Here is a 16,633-nt window from a genome sequence, read left to right as displayed (position 1 = left end):
AATAAATCTACCTCGCAAGAGGAATTTATCTCTTTTATAAAAGACGAGATTTTCAAAAACAAACCCCAAATTTCACAAAATAATATCGATGAAGCCTTTCTTACACTTTGTGCTAGCTCGCTTGTAGAGCCGCTAAAGCTAGCGATACTAAAAAATGAAGATCAAATTTATGGATTTTTGTTTGAAAAAGAGTATCTTTTTGCTCTTATTGATAGCGCTGCGCTGCTTGGCGAAAATATTATAATTTGCGAGTAAATCAAGTAAAATTCATCTCTTTTTAGATAAAATCAAGCCAAATTTCAACTATAAGGTAAAAAATGGCAAAAGAAAAAGATAGTGACAAAAAAATAGCTATCCCAGAGAGTGAAGCGGACAAGAAAAAGGCGCTCGAGCTTGCACTAAAGCAGATCGATAAAGCTTTTGGTAAAGGCACGCTTTTAAGACTTGGCGATAAAGAGGTTGAGGCTATCGAGTCGATACCGACTGGCTCGCTAGGACTTGATCTGGCTCTTGGCATAGGCGGCGTTCCAAAAGGCAGGATCATCGAGATCTACGGACCAGAGAGCTCAGGTAAGACCACGCTCACGCTTCACATCATAGCTGAAGCGCAAAAAGCTGGCGGAATTTGTGCATTTGTCGATGCTGAGCACGCACTGGACGTAAAATACGCTTCAAATTTAGGTGTAAATACCGACAACCTCTATGTCTCTCAGCCAGACTTTGGCGAGCAGGCACTTGAGATCGTTGAGACACTTGCAAGAAGTGGTGCGATCGATCTTATCGTAGTTGATAGTGTCGCAGCTCTTACTCCAAAGAGCGAGATAGACGGCGATATGGGCGATCAGCACGTTGGTCTGCAAGCGAGGCTTATGAGCCAGGCGCTTAGAAAGTTAACTGGAATTTTAAGCAAGATGAAGACAACTGTTATCTTCATCAACCAAATTCGTATGAAGATCGGTATGATGGGATATGGCACACCAGAGACCACAACTGGCGGTAATGCGCTTAAATTTTACTCATCTGTAAGAATCGATGTTAGAAAAATAGCCACACTTAAACAAAATGACGAGCCTATCGGCAACCGTACAAAAGCAAAAGTGGTTAAAAACAAGGTCGCGCCTCCATTTAAAGTGGCTGAATTTGACATCATGTTTGGCGAGGGTGTGAGCAAAGAGGGCGAGATCATCGACTATGGCGTAAAGCTCGACATTATCGACAAATCAGGCGCGTGGTTTAGCTACAAGGCCGAAAAATTGGGTCAAGGCAGAGAAAACGCCAAAGCCTATCTAAAAGAGCACCCAGAAATTTCTGATGAGATAGTAGCGGCGATAAAAGGCTCAATGGGGATCGATCACCTAATAAGTAGCGGTGCAAAAGACGAAGACGACGACACAAACGAAGCAGGAGATGAATAATGGTATTTATTGAAGATGTAGAAGCTCACGAGGTTTTAGACAGCAGAGGCAACCCAACAGTTCGTGCGACAGTTAGACTAAGCGACGGAACCGAGGCAAGCGCGATCGTGCCAAGTGGAGCAAGCACAGGCAAGCGTGAAGCGCTCGAACTTCGCGATAAAGACGAGAGATATGCTGGCAAAGGCGTTTTAAAGGCTGTTTCAAACGTAAATGAAAAGATCGCTGAAGCGGTGATAGGCCTTGATGCTTATAATCAAAAAGCAGTCGATGCGGAGATGCTTGAGCTTGATGGCACGCACAACTACTCAAATTTAGGTGCAAACGCGGTCCTTGGCGTATCTATGGCAGTAGCTCGCGCAGCTGCAAAGAGCCTAAATATCCCGCTTTATCGCTACCTTGGCGGTGCAAACGCTAGTATCTTGCCTGTGCCGATGTTTAACATCATAAATGGCGGCGCACACGCAAATAATAGCGTTGATTTTCAAGAATTTATGATCATGCCATTTGGCTTTAGCACATTTAGCGAGGCACTAAGAGCTGCAACTGAAATTTATCACAAGCTAAAATCTATCCTAAACGCAGCTGGGCACAGCACAGCTGTCGGTGACGAGGGCGGTTTTGCTCCAAATTTAAAAGACAACGAAGAGCCACTAAAGCTTATCTCTCAGGCTGTAAAAGAGGCTGGATATGAGCTAGGCAGCCAGATAAAGCTAGCCCTTGATGTCGCTTCAAGCGAGCTTTATAAAGACGGCAAATACGAGCTTGAGGGCAAGAAATTTAGCAGCGACGAGCTCATTAGCTACTATGAAAAACTTTGCGAAAAATATCCTATATTCTCTATCGAAGATGGCCTTAGCGAGGACGACTGGAGCGGCTGGGCTGAGCTTACAAAAAGGCTTGGCAGCAAGGTGCAGTTAGTTGGCGACGATCTTTTCGTTACAAATGAGAAAATTTTACGCGAGGGCATCGAGAAAAACATCGCAAACGCGATCCTTATCAAGCCAAATCAAATAGGCTCAGTCACGCAAACTATGCAAACTGTCCGCCTTGCTCAAAGAAACGGCTACCGCTGCATCATGAGCCACAGAAGCGGCGAGAGCGAAGATGCGTTCATCGCTGACTTTGCAGTCGCACTAAACACTGGCGAGATAAAGACAGGTGCCACCTCAAGAAGCGAGCGCAACGCAAAATACAACCGCTTGCTTGAGATCGAGCTTGAAGCGGGTGAGTTTTTAGGGGATAATATTTGAGCGAAATTTTAGATGAATATGGCAAAGAAGATGGCATATTTCATAAAATCGTAAAATTTGTTCGGCCGACATTGCGCTACGTCATAGCCACCATTTGCGTGGCTATGTTTGCCTTTTACGTGGGCAACATGATGTTTGGCAAACGCTCACTTGACGTGATGCTAAGCCTTCAGAGCAAAAAAGAGAGGCTTAGCGAAGACGTGGAAATTTTAAAAAAGATGAATGCACGTCTGCAAAAAGACTATTTTGAACTACAAGGCCTTGAGCCAGACTCTAATAAAAAGTAGGAACGATGAAGAAAATTTGGTTAGTTTTATCTATCTTGACGGCGAGCTTATGCGCCAGAGAAAACCCATTTATACCTATTAGCGAGCTAAACACAAGCGTTATGACGACAAATGTCGTAGACAAATATGACAGTTTCAACTCGCTCTCGTTTAAATTTCCAAGCGATGCGATGCTTCTGCTTGATGTCACCATAAGATACAGAGCAAATGACGGCAGCATAAAAGAAAAAAGACTAACCGATATAAACAAAACTATCGACTGGAACGATGAATTTGCCCTAAGCAAGATGAAAAATCCAGAACCAGTCACAGCTAAAAAACTAGATGTTTCTGTCACGATGGCCGATGTACCAGCTCAAAAAGTAAGCACGCCAGTGATAATAGAAAAAAATGAGACTAAAATTGCAAATAAAGATAGAAATAAAACCTCAGATGTACCAACTCCAAACGTCGTGGTGATCGACCTTGGCACAAAAAAAGTAAAAGAGCCAGCTAAGCCTGAGCAAAAAGTAGTCAAAGTAAAGATCGAGCCAGCCTCAAAGCCTGTTCAAGAGATAAAAAGCAGCGAAAAAGAGGTTAAATTCTTAGGATTTGTGAGCTTTTTAACACATGAAAAAGAGCTAAATATCATCACAAAAGCTAAAAATTTAAAGCACTTTGCATATGAGAAAAACAAGATCGTGCTTGACTTTGCAAAACCTCCAAGAAGCTTTAAGACTAGAAATTTAAAGCTTGAAAACGAAATTTTTAAAAACGTCATAATCGGCTGGCATGACAAGTATTTCAGAGTTGTTTTAGAACTTGATAAGATGCATAAATATAGGCTTGAAACCGCCGAAAATGGATATGTGCTTAAGCTTTTATAGTTAGTTTTCATTTAAACAATATAAAAGAGTTAATTTCTAAACTCTTTTATATTAATAAAAAGCATTGCTAATGATTTTTAAATTATTTTCAAAAACTTCATTATCAGATAATAAACTGGTAAATAATCAATTCTACACACCAATATTTAATTCATAAGATAAGACTTCTATGTAAATTTTAAGATACATAAATTAATATACTTCAGCTCTTATTATAACAATCATATAAATAACCACTTTAAAAAACGCTGTAGTGATTAATTTTAGCTCCAAAATTTGAGCTAAAGAGTATAAGTGAAGTCAAATTTTAGTAGTCAATTCTTACGGGTGAGCATAATTTTAAAATCTGTAAAAAATAATAAATTTATTTCTAAATCGGGTAAATTTTACCATCCGCCGCTATCTCCGCCTCCGCCAAAGCCGACTCCTCTACCATTTGAGCAACCACCACCTCCATTTGAGCCTGAACCACCTCGTCTAAAGCCCATTGACACAGAGCCGCCATGGCTATTTCTCTTAAAAACGTCTTTTAAAATGAGAAAAAATACCGCAAATATAAAGGCAAAAACGCCCTCTTTTACGCCTTCGCTCATCTTGCCATTTTTAAACTCAGGTATCATCACGCTACTTATGATCTGGTTTGAGATGGCGTCGGTTAGCATGCCTTCAAGCCCGTATCCCAACCTCGATGCGGACCTTTTTCTCATTTGTGGCGACCACCAAAAGCACGCCGTTACTATCTTATTTTGACCTAGTTTGTAACCTCTAGCTATCTCAAGTGATAGCTCTTGGGTGCTCTTTCTAGTAAATTTAAAGTTACTATGGCGATTTGTGTGATACTATTTTGCTCTAAATTTTGCGCTAAGCTCTTGAGCTTACCTCTTTGATTATTTGAAAAGATATGGAGTTTATTATTGATCTACTCGTTAAAATTTATAGCAAAGCAAATGGTAAAGAGCAAAAGCTCTTTCATCACTTCTAAAACGAAACCTGTGGATTTTTCGCGTCTTCGCTGCAGACTTCTATGTCTTGTTTTAGTTTCATCTCAGGATTAAACATCCTAGCTACAAATTTACCAGGAAAGCCCTTTATGGCTATATTATACTCTCTTACAGCCTCTATATAGTCGCGTTTCGCTACACTTATGATATTTTCTATGTCCTCAAGCTGACTTTGAAGTAGGAGAAAATTTTGATTTGCTTTTAGCTCTGGGTAGCTCTCGCTAACCGCCATTAGCCTGCCAAGTGCAGAGCTTAGCTGACCTTGAGCCACCATAAATTTTTCTATCTTCTCTTCATTATCACTAAGACTGCTTGTATTTATATCTATTTGCATACTCTTACTTCTTGCATTTGCTACCTCTTCAAATACCTTTTGCTCATGAGCTGCATAGCCTTTTACAGTCTCAACTAAATTTGGCACGAGATCGGCTCTTTTTTTGTATTGGTTTAGCATCCGCGATAACTTTTCATTTGTATTTTCATCAAGCGCAATAAACGAATTTGCATATTCAAAAACACTAAAAAATAGTGCCACTACAACCACTACAATGGCTATGACATTTTTCATACTCTTCCTTTAAAAAGGTTTTTAATATAAATAAAACTTAAAAATTCTAGATATAAAGTGGAGTGAGTGCTTAAAGTGCACTCACTTTTTTGAAGTTAAAGAATGTGAACTGTATCGTCTATTTTGATTTGGATAGTATGTCCACTTACATCTTCACTGCTATAAGTTTTGTAGCCGGTGACACCTGCAGGAGTATTTTCTTCCCAATTACCATCAAGTTTAACTGATGTAGTTTTATTGCCTTGATTATCAATAGAACCCTTGATATTAAGCACCTTATCACTATCTGTAATATCAAGAACATCTTGCGCTTTAATAGTGATCTCTGAGTTGCCTTTAAGTTGGATATTTTCAAAGCTTTCAACTTTAGCGTCAGATACACGACTAAAATCAATCGTTTGTCCATCAACTACTAAAGTATCATTGTCGCTGTCGCCACCTTTCATGGTCTTGTGTGGATCATTATCGTATTTGATCGTATAGCTATTAGCATTTATATGAAATGACTGATCAGTCTCATAAGTCTTAGACTGTAAGCCGCCTGGGCCTGGGGTTTTAAGAGTAGCTTCTACTTTTAGATCATAACCAGCACTTGATCTTGCATCGATATCAAGTGACTGCTCAAATGCACCCTTGCTTATATCATCAGCTGTTAGCACATGATTTACAGGTTTCATTTGACTATGGTCATTTGGATCAGTATATTTGATCTCAACTGTATCGCCAGCTCTTGCATCTTCACTTAAGAAGAACTTAGCAGTAGTAGTTTTTTCACCGCTTTCTTCTGAGGTTTTTATATCTTTATTAAACATGATACCTCTCATAGCGTCGATCTCGGCATGGTGTGCTTTGACATTAATCTCATTGCCATTTTCTATTTTTGCTGTGCTCACTGAATTACCAAATGCATCAGTTAAAGTTACTTTTGCCTCTGTATCTTTATCTTTGCCAACTGCGATAGCTGCATCAAACTCAAGAGGATTGCTTGCATTAAATTTCTTTGGATTGTTATTCTCATCAACAATAGTAAAAGGATGATTAGGATCTGTCACGTCTTTTAATGTTATGTTGCCATTGACATCTTTACTCTCGACTTCATATTTTTTGTCTACTGCATTATTGGTTGGTTCACCAGGTTTTGTTACTGTAACATGTATCTTATCGCCTTCTATCACATTTCCAGGGATAGAAACTTTTACTTTTGAAGTATTACTGCCTGACTCATCTCTTGAGATCACGCCATCGCCATTTTTATCGGCAGCTATGCTTACACTTAGTCCTGCTTCGCTTAGTGGGGCAAGTTTTGCTTTAGCTTCAGGAGAAGTTTCAGACATATCGCCAGCAGCGTTTGTTATTTTTGCAGTTGCAGTGGTTTCTTGACCTGGGAGCATTTTAACATCGTGAATTTCAAAAGTATTGTTTGTAAATGGATAAGGAGCACCATTATGTTTTAGAGATATATTGCCACTAGCATCTTTTACAACTTTGAAAATTTCAGTTCTAGGTGTTGAATCACCAGGTTGGTTGATTGTAACTGTTATTTTGTCATCATTTATAACATTATATGGAACTTGAACGCTTATAGTTGTTACTTTTACGCCATCAACAGATACAGCTTCATCTCTATCTATCTTGCCATCTCTGCTTGCATCATCTTCTATAAAATTAACCTTTAAATTTGTAGCGTCAAATGTTTCTAGTTTAGCTTCAGCTGTTTTTGTTACTCCATTTATGGTAGCTTCTACTTTAGCTGGATGATCTTTGTCTATATGAACATCAGAAATTTTTAGTTTATTGCCTTGGTCAAGAGATACGATATTGTTAGTTGCATCATTTTTTAGAGATATGTTTCCGCTACTATCTTTGACAACTGTATAAGTTTCAGTATTTTTTCCAGTTGCTTTGACCGTTATGATATCTCCATTATTTACAGTATTTGGGATCTCAAGTGTAGCTTGAGTTGTATTTAGTCCATCTTTTTTTATAGCTTCTTCTCTATCTAGCCAACCATTTCTATCTTCATCTTCATCGATAAGTAGTCTAAATCTTGTTCCAGAGCCATTTCCTGTATCAAGGATGATATTGCTCTTTGTCTCTGACTTATCGCCAGCAGCACCAGTTACTTTAGCAGTGATAACAGTTTCATCCCCATTTTGCAAATTTGCTAAAGGTAAAGGATATTTAACTGCATTGCCGTTTACTACATCGAGCGAAGTACCATCTGCTTTTGTAACAGTAACAGTAACAACACCATTACTATCTTTGTCTTTGTGTATCGTATAACTTTCCTCAGGGAAGCTAGTATCGCCTGTTTTGCTGCTTATTATGAGCTTATCACCATCAACAAAATTTGAAGGTAGTTTAATGGTTGTCATCGTAGTGGTTCCAGTTGCTTCTGCATTACCCAAGATACCATCACCATCATCTGCATCAAAAGTTATCTTCATATCATCGTGAAGTTTTTCAAGAGTGTTGTGATTTTGTGCTTCAGCTTTTTTACCACCGCTTGCATCAGTAGTCTCTGCAGATACGTTGATAGGCTTACCAGCTTCTATATGAACGCCTTCGATCTTAAACTCATTTTTATCATTTACGGTTATAGGAGTATGAGTAGAAGTATCTTCTAGTGTGATCTTACCATGATCATCCCTACCTGTAACCTTATAAGTTTTAGGTGAAGCACCATCTATTGTTACATTTACTATATCACCTTTTATAACGTTATTTGGTACTTTTACTGCGATTGTAGTTTCGTCTAGCTTATTATCTCCATCTTTACTCTCAGCTCTTGTTAGAGATACATTGCCATCACCATCTTCTACAAATCTTACAGCCATATCATTTAAACCAGCTATCGTAACGCTATTTGAACTTTCAGCATGTTGGATACTACCATCGTTATCTACTATCTCAGCTGTTACTTTAGTTTCTTCGCCAGTTGCTGTTTTGATACCATAAATTTTGAAACTTCTGCCATCTGTTTCTATTTTTTGTGTAGAGCCCTCTTTTACCACAAAAAGGTTGCCATTATCATCTTTTCCAATATTATATTTTATCTCTCTAGGAGTCTCATTTGGCTCATTTATAGTTACAGTTAGTTTATCTCCACTTACAGCATTTTTAGGAAGCTTGATAGTAACCATTGTGCTATTAAGATCATTATTAAGATCATTATTAATCTTCTTATCACTGATAGCTTGCTCTCTAGTCATAGTTTTAGCTCCATGAGCTTCATCAAAGATAACTTCTGGTTTTTTCACATGCTCTAAGCTAGCTGATTTACTAGCTGATTCACTATCTACTTCAGTAGGTAAATTTGGATTTATTGGATGTGTTGGGTACTTAAATTCAGCTTTTATCTCTGTATCTTTTCCATTCTCTAGCTCAAAACCATCTACTTTAATAGCCCATTGATTGATGTCTTCTTTAAAGAAATTCTTATGTGCAGTATCATATTTACCAATAACATGACCTGCATTATCAATTTCATCTACACTTGTTATAACGCCCTTTTTATTCATGTTTATCTTGAAATTTCTATCAGGAGGAGTAGTTCCATCAGGTTTAGTTACATGGAGTGTAAGTATATCGCCGTCAACAATTCTGTTTGGTAATGTGATCTTAGCGGTTGTGTGATTTACTCTTTGATCACCTGGATTTATCTTTACTCCATCAAATGGTTTTTCATAGTTACTAAAATAGCTACTAACACTCTCTTGTCTTGAAATTTCATGAAGAGTTTTTTGTTCTGGTAGACTCATATCCATCTTTATAATTTGAGGCGTTACACTATCTGGAGCCGACTCTTCACTCTTTTGGTTGCCATCTTTATCAACAACATGAACACTAGCTTCAGTCTTCACACCTGGGAATATCGGAAGCTCAATGCCAGTTACTTTGTGATTTGTAATCATTTCATTAGTAAGGTTGATTGTATCCGACTTTAGTCCTGTAGGGTTCAAAGGATCAGTATCAGTATAAGTTATAACGATCTTATCGCCAGCTACTACATCTTTTGGAAGAGTTATCTCTACTGGTGAAGTTCTAAAATTTCCATCTGTTCCTTTATTTTCTGCATCTGTTAGAAAGCCATTGTCGTCAACATCTTCAGTAAATCTTATAGTTGGATTTTTATCTGGAGTAACCTTGTCAGTTGCCATATCGCTCTTCCAAGTGTTAGAGTTTGTACTATCAGTAACATAAGCATCTACTTTTGAAATTTTACCCTCAGCAACTGGCATATTGTCTATCTTATAGCCGTTATTGATTATGTTTTGATCGATAGTAACTTCTCTAGGTTCAGTAGTACCATCTGGTTTTGTTAGTGTGATGTGAAGCTTATCTCCAGGGATAACATCACTTACTTTTATAAGTACTGGTGACTCATTTTGTTTGCCATCACCTTTGTTTTCTGTATAAGTTAAAAATCCATCATCTGGACTCTTATCTTCTGTAAATTCAACACTTACGCTTGATTTTGTAGGAGTTACATGATCTTCGCTGCTACCACTAACATGTCCTTGGAAATTTGTAATAGTTGCTTCTACTTTTGAGTTTTTACCTGGCTCTACAGGTGCATCAAGACGAACGCCACCGCTTATTATAGCTGGTGTGATAACCACATCAGTTTTAGTTTGGCTACCATCTGGATTAGTTATAGTGATATTTAACACATCACCAGCCCTTACTGTGCCGTCATTTGGCACTGTAATATGAACTTTAGATGTATTTAGATCATTATCCTTTGCATGTTCAACCCTGCTTAAGGTATGATTGCTGTTTTCGTCATTTTCAAATTTAACAGTTGGAGCACCTGGTATTATAGTATCATCGCCACTATTTCCATTGCTATAGCCGCCTATTGGGCTATCGTATGAAGCAAAAGCTCTATTTGCGTCAGTTAAATTTCTATAATTTTCATTGATATTTGAGTAGTGACCGCCCTCGGCAAATCTAGCATCGCTTAGGCTAACACCATCTCCACCACCAGCAGCTGCAGCATTTCCACCAGCAGCAGTTTCTTCAAGTTTTGTTAGATCTCCACCATTTAAAATAGCATTTTGTAAAGCACTTACATCAGCTAATCCATCATTTCCTATTGTATTTTGATTTAACGCTAATGTATCATCGCCTAGTATTGTAATCTCTTTACCATTGTTTGCAACTATAGTTACTTTGTCGGCTGCGTCACTAGTTTTGATGCTTTCGCCTATATAGACAATATCACCAACTTTTAGTTCTCTCACATTTCCATTTTGATCAACTGCAACTGCCTTGCCCGTTAATGATTTTACCACTCCGGCTTCTCTTGCCATAAATTACTCCTTTAAAATTTAATTTTTTGTGAATTATATTAGATCATAATAATTTTGTAAATTGTACCTTGGTACGATAAAAAATACTTACTAGTTATAAAAGAATAATATTATAATACAACTAGAGAAAAAATTTATATAAAGCCCTACTTTTGCCAAAAAATTTTCTTGCCAAAACCTAGAGTGTTGCTCGTAAATTTAACCTTTTCAAGGCTTATGGACCAAATTTTTGGATCCATCGCTTTTGCGTAAAAAAATCTTTTAAAGTAAATTTCTCGCTCACTTGCGCTAGCCTCACTCATCACTCCTTGAAACTGCACGCCCTCTATCTTGCCAACAATCTTCGTATCAAGAGCGACCGTACCAGCCACAAGCTTTGAATTTTTTAAAAATTTGATATGTGAGCTCTCATGCGAGCTAGCTAGTAAAAAGCTAAAACTTATCTCATCAAAGGCGTAAAATGCGCTAAAAGCGTAAGGCTGCCCCTCATCATCAATGACGCAGACACTTGCAAGGTGCATCTTTTTTAGAAATTTAACTATCCTCTCATCCATCTAAATTCCCCTAAAAATCTCTAAAATATCTTGAAATTTAAAGATAACAACAAGCAAGATAACAACCCAGATCAAAAAGATGATGAGCTCGGTTAGGTTAAATTTATCCTTTACCACTTTTTTAAAAACAAGCATCGTTAAAAATGCTCCTAAAAAGCCGCCGATGAGCGAAAAGTAGTGGATCGCATTTACTTTTACGAAGCTTGGCAAAAGCCCTTTAAAAAATAGTGAAAACATCAAAATTGAGAGCAAATTTGCAAGTATAAAGTAGTAGCCAACAACTGGCAAAACAGGCCAAAGTCTAGCAAAAACAAAGCTTAAAACAGTGATAAGCATTAACAAAAAAACCCTAGTCCCAAAACAACACATCGCCGTCCTTTTTTGACGCATTTTACAAAATTTTGCTTTATGAAATTAAAAATTTGCCGATTTAGCCTCAAAAGGATTTAAAAATGCAAACAAATTTTTACTCTCAAGGAAGCTACAACAACATGAGCTTTTCGATGAAAACTAGCTCAGGCGATGAGATAAGCTTTTCTATGTATGACAACAAAAGCTTAGAGTTTTCTAGCCAGAAAAATGGCACTTCAAGCCAAAAAAGCCTAACTCTCACTCACGAATACGGCTATGAGTTTGCCTATAAAGGCAACGGCATAGACGAGCAAGATATGAAAGAGATCGAAGAGGCGATGAAGCAAATTCGCCCACAGGTTGATGAGTTTATGAAAAATGTCAAAGAGGGCGACAAGATCGCAGGTAGTAGCCAAAGCATAAGTGAGCTTTCAAGCAAGATCAAGCAGATGTTGCCTGACGCAAAAGATATGGATCATAAAAATTTCATAAATGATAATATGCTAAAGATGTTTGACGAACTTTTAGCTAAAAATGATGCTAATAAAAATCTACTAAGTGCGACAAAAAGGCTATTTGACACATTGCTTGATGAGAGCAAAAAAGTATCTTACTACGCATAAATTTAGAGCTTTTGGCTCTAAATTTTAACTAGCGCCTCTCTTTGATAAAAGAGGTGCGACAAGACTATCACGAAATAAAGCTGAAAAAATAATCCCACAAGCGGCACAAGCGAGATGAGATAAAATAAAAGTGTAAAAGCAATAAATTTAACCCCACCGCCTTCAAGCAACGCTAACTCAAATTTATCGCTATCAAGCGTGTTTGAGCCAACGTCTATTAGCAAAAGTTTGTAGTAGATGTAAAAAAATGGCACGTTGATGATGAAGAAATTTAAAACTGGCACAAACAAAAGTGGCAGGCAAACAAGCAAGATCCCAAGAAATTTCATGATCTCAACCATCATCACCTTTAGCACTCTAGCCGTGCTAGCCTCGCTTTTAAGCACGTAGTTATAGTGCCTTTTGTTTATCTCTTTGGCTACAACTGGCGTTAAAAAGCCAGCTACGATTAGGGCGATCACGATGCTAATGATGATCGTTAAAAAGGTGCTTAAAACGTAAAAAAGTATGCTAACTATCCACTTTGTAGCGCTAAAGCTTAAAATTTTAATAGCTATAAAAGATAGCGTCGAGTTTGACTCTAAAAAGGCGAAATTTTCGTTTTTTGAGCCATCGCTTAAAAGATCAAATATCTCGCCACCTCCCCAGATACTTAGCCAAGCTAGGCAAAGTATGCTAAGACAAAGTGGTAAGATAGATAGCGTTATAAATTTGGCTGTAAAAAAGTCTTTAAAGCCAAGACGGAGAAGATTTATCATTTTACCTTTTTGTACTCGCGCTCAAGTGCGGCGTAAATTTCATCGATCTTACTAACGCCATTTGATAAAATTTCGCTCATCACTTCGTTATCTTCGCGTCCGTTCCAAATTTTCTTATAGCTGCCCTCTTTGTAGCCATTATTTTGGCGGAAGCGATTTAGCACGTTTTTAGCGATGTAGCACTCATAAAGCGAGTATAAATTTACGCCACATTTTAAAGACATTGAGAAATAAATTTTAAAAATATCAAAGATGTCATAGTCAAAGCCGCTGCACTCATGTATAAGCATCTCAACATCGTTCATGATCTCGTAAATGCTCTCATCTTCGACCTTTAATGGCTCTTTGCAATAGTCGCTAAAGCCACTTGACTGGCAGATATCATCAGCCAAAGTTTCAACATCGCCAAGCTGTTTTGCCTTATAAATTTGTAGTGCTAGACTCATTATAAAGTGCCAGATATCGACAACCTCTATGCGTAAATTTTGCTCATCAGTCTTGGCATCTATGCTCTTCCAGTGCTTCCACGCAAAGCTATCAATGAGCTCAGCGCACTCCATATATATGCAGCGCCTCCAGCTTATGAGTTTATTTTTATTTGTATAGCCATTTTCCCAACCAAGCCCGTTTGTCTCGTCATTTAGGCTTTGTTGCATCTTTAACATCTCTAAAACAATAGTTCTTTCATCCATTTTTAAACCTTTTAAATTTTAAATGATTATAACAAAAAACAATTAATGCTTAAGCGACAAGCTTGACCCAAATCATCTTAATGCAAGCTTACAAGATGTAAAATCACCCAAAATTTCAAAGGAGAAAAGATGAGAGAGAAAGATCTAGTAGTTTGCAACGTTTGCGGACTAAAAAGCAGCGATGACAAAAATGCAGTTTTCATCCACGCTCACAAAAACGGCGAAGAGGTCGATATCTGCACAAGCTGTATCCCAAGCGTGATACATGGCTCAGGCATGGTAGTAAAATCAAACGAAGAGATAAAGGCTGAAATTTAAATATCAGCCACCATGTGAGGATTTTGTTTTATAAAATCCTCAAAATCCGACACACTCATAGGATGGCAAAGATAATATCCTTGCATTTCATCACAATTAAGCTCTTTTAAAAGCTCTTTTATCTCGTAGCTTTCAACACCTTTTGCTGTCACCCTTAGCTTCATTGATTTAGCTAAACTTATGATGGCTGTAACTATTTGCATATCTAATTTATTACTTATAGCATTAGAAACAAAATCATTCGAAATCTTAATGTGCTTTATTTTATACTTCCTAACATAAATCAGCGATGTATATCCAGACCCAAAGTCATCTATGCAAACATCAATATTACTTTTTTCCAAAACGGCAAAAAGTTTGTCCAGAGTTTCTTGTTTGTTTTGCCAAACATCTTCACTAAATTCAAACTCGAATTGACTTGGACTTATATGATTTGAGTTTAACGTAATTAAAAAATTATTTATAAATTTTTCAGATGTACTTTGAATATAGTCTATATTCATACTTATTTTTGGTATCTTTAATCTTTTACTCTTCCAAAAAACAATTTGTTCTATCGTTTTCAAAACAGAAAATTCACAAATTTCATCTAATATATCACCATTTAGACTTGCTATAGGCATAAACTCATTAGCTTCTTTTAGTCCGAATTCTTTTGATTGCCATCTCAAAAGTGCTTCCGCACAAATCATTTTTTTATTTTTAAAATCGATAATTGGTTGAAAATATACTTGAAAGTCTTCATAAAAATTTGCTTTTTTAAGAGCTGTTTCTATGACTAATTTTTTGCGTATTTCACTATTCATTTTTTCACTATAAACTGCAGGATTTAAAGCTGGATTTTGCTTAGCAAAATACATCGCCATATCGGCTTTTTTAACAATATCTCTAGGTTCAGTAATATTTTTATTAGTTACAACATAGATTCCTATTAAGCTTCTAAGAGAAAAGTGATATTTATCTATCTGCAAAGAATCCTCTATTGCATCCTTTAGCCTCATACCAAATTTCATTCTCTTTGTATGGCTACCTATATCCATTTTAGCTAATATAATAAACTCATCAGAGCCAACTCTTGATACAACTTCTTCTTTATTACAAATTAACCTCATACGTTTTGCAATAAACTTTAAAATTTTATCTCCAATTTCATGTCCATAAGATGTATTAATATTTTTAAAACGACTTATGTTTATATAATAGACTGCAATTTCTTTTTGATCATCTAATTTTTCACACATCTCTTTTAGTTTATTTAGTAAAGAATCTCTGTTGTCTAAAGATGTCAAATAGTCCTTTTCAGAAATAGTTTCTAAGCTTAAATTTATCATTTCCAACTCAACCATTTTGCTATTTTTTTCTTTTATTTTCATTTCAAGCAAACGTTCTTCAGCAAGGCGAATTTCATTAATATGATTAGAAGCTCTAAAATAATAGCCCAAGATGGCAAAAGCTACTATAAGAAATAAAAATAACAAATCAAATACTGGTTCTGAATTATCCTTCATTAAAAACATGCATATTGAAATAATTGGTACATATTTTGGCAGTGCATTAAAAAATGGTATATTTAAATATTTGTTATTACCTTTTAAATAAAAACTCCCAAGCATTAAAATAAAAAAGATAATAAGATATAGTGAGTAAAACATAAATTTAAAATTATTGTTTAAAAATTTATTATAAAAAATATATAAATTTAGTAATGCAAAAATAGCACTCGCACAGATAAAATAAAAACCACTATATTTAAGCTTAAGAGTATTGCTAGTAAAAAATTCACTAAGTGCCACAAATAAAGTTAGCAAATTTATAAAAAATGCAATAGTAGAAGTTGTTTTATTTATATCTTTTGAACAAATAAAACATTTAAAACTATCAAAATTATCAATAATGCAATAAACAAATGCACAAACCAACAAAAAAACGTTAAAAATATCAAACAAAACCTGATTTCTACTACTTTTATCAAGTCTTTTAATCTTATTTATAAAAAGTATACCAACAGCTATAAAAAATAAAAACATAGGAAGTAATGCAAAAAGATCAAGGTAAGAAATTTGTTCTTTATTTCTTAAAAGGAAATCCTCATTAACGTTTCTAACGGCATCAAGAATAGCCCAAATAAACACACTAAAACAAGCAGCAAGCCAGTGCATGATTTTAAGCTTTGATTTATCCATAGATATGTAGATACCAAGAACTACAAGACCAAAGTCCAAAAATATCAACAAATTTTCAAAATTTTTATAGTTTAAGATGCCGGCAAACTCAGAAAATATAAAAAGAGCTATAACGGCATAGAAAATCTGTTTTTGTCTTACGACAAGAGATGAATCCAACGTAAAAAAAATGTTTTGTTTCATTGCTTATTCTATTTTAAACCTTATTTTTAGTTATAATTTTACAATTTTTTCATTAAGGTTAGTATATGAAGTGCAATATCGTCTTATCTGGAGAAAATTTAATGGACTACCAAGCGTTTAATCTATTTTTCTCAAAAAAGGCTAGAAAACAGTATTTTATAAATGTTTTTATGATTTTTACGGAGGCTATTATAGCTGGATTTGTCGCTGATATGCTCTTAAAAACCAAAATTTTTACTATTATTGGCGTCATTTTTGCTATTTTTTGG

At 36.1% G+C, this 16,633-nt stretch carries 14 protein-coding genes and 2 pseudogenes; 8 read left to right on the top strand and 8 right to left on the bottom strand.

Annotation, left to right across the window (positions count from 1 at the left end):
• The 5 genes from CYO90_RS05280 to CYO90_RS05260 all read left to right on the top strand — a co-directional run.
• The coding region (locus CYO90_RS05280) for a hypothetical protein (protein WP_181000218.1) at positions 1 to 255 on the top strand (255 nt) is incomplete at its 5' end.
• A 62-nt stretch (positions 256 to 317) separates the two neighbouring features.
• Positions 318 to 1,415, top strand: coding sequence for a recombinase RecA (gene recA, locus CYO90_RS05275; protein WP_002940852.1), 1,098 nt, complete (start codon positions 318 to 320; stop codon positions 1,413 to 1,415).
• A complete protein-coding gene (gene eno, locus CYO90_RS05270; protein WP_002940828.1) occupies positions 1,415 to 2,665 on the top strand; it encodes a phosphopyruvate hydratase in 1,251 nt (416 codons plus the stop codon). Before recA ends, eno begins: the two co-directional genes overlap by 1 nt.
• A gap of 104 nt (positions 2,666 to 2,769) precedes the next feature.
• Positions 2,770 to 2,952 carry a hypothetical protein gene (locus tag CYO90_RS10660; protein WP_178140078.1) on the top strand — a complete coding sequence of 61 codons (183 nt, stop codon included), beginning with the start codon at positions 2,770 to 2,772 and terminating at the stop codon, positions 2,950 to 2,952.
• Between the two features lie 5 nt (positions 2,953 to 2,957).
• Positions 2,958 to 3,818, top strand: coding sequence for an AMIN domain-containing protein (locus tag CYO90_RS05260; protein ID WP_103578734.1), 861 nt, complete (start codon positions 2,958 to 2,960; stop codon positions 3,816 to 3,818).
• 386 nt (positions 3,819 to 4,204) lie between these two features.
• On the opposite strand, the pseudogene CYO90_RS05255 reads toward CYO90_RS05260, so the two are convergent.
• The 5 genes and pseudogenes from CYO90_RS05255 to CYO90_RS05235 all read right to left on the bottom strand — a co-directional run.
• Positions 4,205 to 4,603: pseudogene (locus CYO90_RS05255) on the bottom strand (TPM domain-containing protein); the annotation flags it as partial.
• A gap of 193 nt (positions 4,604 to 4,796) precedes the next feature.
• Positions 4,797 to 5,387 carry a LemA family protein gene (locus CYO90_RS05250; protein WP_103578732.1) on the bottom strand — a complete coding sequence of 197 codons (591 nt, stop codon included), beginning with the start codon at positions 5,385 to 5,387 and terminating at the stop codon, positions 4,797 to 4,799.
• Between the two features lie 95 nt (positions 5,388 to 5,482).
• Positions 5,483 to 10,702 carry a retention module-containing protein gene (locus tag CYO90_RS05245; RefSeq protein WP_141090538.1) on the bottom strand — a complete coding sequence of 1,740 codons (5,220 nt, stop codon included), beginning with the start codon at positions 10,700 to 10,702 and terminating at the stop codon, positions 5,483 to 5,485.
• 146 nt (positions 10,703 to 10,848) lie between these two features.
• A complete protein-coding gene (locus CYO90_RS05240) occupies positions 10,849 to 11,256 on the bottom strand; it encodes a hypothetical protein (RefSeq protein ID WP_103578731.1) in 408 nt (135 codons plus the stop codon).
• On the bottom strand, positions 11,257 to 11,625 hold the full coding sequence (locus tag CYO90_RS05235; RefSeq protein WP_181000217.1) for an L-arabinose ABC transporter: 369 nt from the start codon (positions 11,623 to 11,625) through the stop codon (positions 11,257 to 11,259).
• An 83-nt stretch (positions 11,626 to 11,708) separates the two neighbouring features.
• Between CYO90_RS05235 and CYO90_RS05230 the strand changes: the two genes are divergently transcribed.
• Positions 11,709 to 12,230, top strand: coding sequence for an ATP/GTP-binding protein (locus tag CYO90_RS05230; RefSeq protein WP_103578730.1), 522 nt, complete (start codon positions 11,709 to 11,711; stop codon positions 12,228 to 12,230).
• Positions 12,231 to 12,247: 17 nt separating this feature from the next.
• On the opposite strand, the gene CYO90_RS05225 is transcribed toward CYO90_RS05230, so the two are convergent.
• Together CYO90_RS05225 and dut are read right to left on the bottom strand one after the other, a co-directional pair.
• Positions 12,248 to 12,988 carry an EI24 domain-containing protein gene (locus CYO90_RS05225; protein WP_103578729.1) on the bottom strand — a complete coding sequence of 247 codons (741 nt, stop codon included), beginning with the start codon at positions 12,986 to 12,988 and terminating at the stop codon, positions 12,248 to 12,250.
• On the bottom strand, positions 12,985 to 13,680 hold the full coding sequence (gene dut / locus CYO90_RS05220) for a dUTPase (RefSeq protein WP_009294967.1): 696 nt from the start codon (positions 13,678 to 13,680) through the stop codon (positions 12,985 to 12,987). The genes CYO90_RS05225 and dut overlap by 4 nt, the downstream gene beginning before the upstream one ends.
• A gap of 129 nt (positions 13,681 to 13,809) precedes the next feature.
• Here dut and CYO90_RS05215 point away from each other — a divergent pair, with 129 nt between their 5' ends.
• Positions 13,810 to 13,998, top strand: a complete 189-nt coding sequence (locus CYO90_RS05215) for a hypothetical protein (RefSeq protein ID WP_002940779.1) — start codon at positions 13,810 to 13,812, stop codon at positions 13,996 to 13,998.
• On the opposite strand, the gene CYO90_RS05210 is transcribed toward CYO90_RS05215, so the two are convergent.
• Positions 13,995 to 16,364 carry a putative bifunctional diguanylate cyclase/phosphodiesterase gene (locus tag CYO90_RS05210; RefSeq protein WP_103578728.1) on the bottom strand — a complete coding sequence of 790 codons (2,370 nt, stop codon included), beginning with the start codon at positions 16,362 to 16,364 and terminating at the stop codon, positions 13,995 to 13,997. The genes CYO90_RS05215 and CYO90_RS05210 overlap by 4 nt on opposite strands.
• Positions 16,365 to 16,429: 65 nt before the next feature.
• On the opposite strand from CYO90_RS05210, the pseudogene CYO90_RS10335 reads away from it, so the two are divergent.
• A pseudogene (locus CYO90_RS10335) lies at positions 16,430 to 16,633 on the top strand (hypothetical protein); the annotation flags it as partial.

It is taken from the genome of Campylobacter concisus (assembly GCF_002913745.1).
GTDB lineage: Bacteria > Campylobacterota > Campylobacteria > Campylobacterales > Campylobacteraceae > Campylobacter_A > Campylobacter_A concisus_R.
Note: the sequence above shows the minus strand (reverse complement) of the source record. Positions and strands in the feature narration are given on the sequence as shown.

Bases quoted from the DNA above. Each gene is read 5' to 3' on its own strand.
- CYO90_RS05215 (WP_002940779.1), top strand. From the start codon at position 13,810: ATGAGAGAGAAAGATCTAGTAGTTTGCAACGTTTGCGGACTAAAAAGC.
- CYO90_RS05225 (WP_103578729.1), bottom strand. From the start codon at position 12,988: ATGATAAATCTTCTCCGTCTTGGCTTTAAAGACTTTTTTACAGCCAAA.
- recA (WP_002940852.1), top strand. From the start codon at position 318: ATGGCAAAAGAAAAAGATAGTGACAAAAAAATAGCTATCCCAGAGAGT.
- eno (WP_002940828.1), top strand. From the start codon at position 1,415: ATGGTATTTATTGAAGATGTAGAAGCTCACGAGGTTTTAGACAGCAGA.
- CYO90_RS05230 (WP_103578730.1), top strand. From the start codon at position 11,709: ATGCAAACAAATTTTTACTCTCAAGGAAGCTACAACAACATGAGCTTT.
- CYO90_RS05240 (WP_103578731.1), bottom strand. From the start codon at position 11,256: ATGGATGAGAGGATAGTTAAATTTCTAAAAAAGATGCACCTTGCAAGT.
- CYO90_RS05245 (WP_141090538.1), bottom strand. From the start codon at position 10,702: ATGGCAAGAGAAGCCGGAGTGGTAAAATCATTAACGGGCAAGGCAGTT.
- CYO90_RS05260 (WP_103578734.1), top strand. From the start codon at position 2,958: ATGAAGAAAATTTGGTTAGTTTTATCTATCTTGACGGCGAGCTTATGC.
- CYO90_RS05235 (WP_181000217.1), bottom strand. From the start codon at position 11,625: ATGTGTTGTTTTGGGACTAGGGTTTTTTTGTTAATGCTTATCACTGTT.
- dut (WP_009294967.1), bottom strand. From the start codon at position 13,680: ATGGATGAAAGAACTATTGTTTTAGAGATGTTAAAGATGCAACAAAGC.
- CYO90_RS10660 (WP_178140078.1), top strand. From the start codon at position 2,770: ATGTTTGCCTTTTACGTGGGCAACATGATGTTTGGCAAACGCTCACTT.
- CYO90_RS05210 (WP_103578728.1), bottom strand. From the start codon at position 16,364: ATGAAACAAAACATTTTTTTTACGTTGGATTCATCTCTTGTCGTAAGA.
- CYO90_RS05250 (WP_103578732.1), bottom strand. From the start codon at position 5,387: ATGAAAAATGTCATAGCCATTGTAGTGGTTGTAGTGGCACTATTTTTT.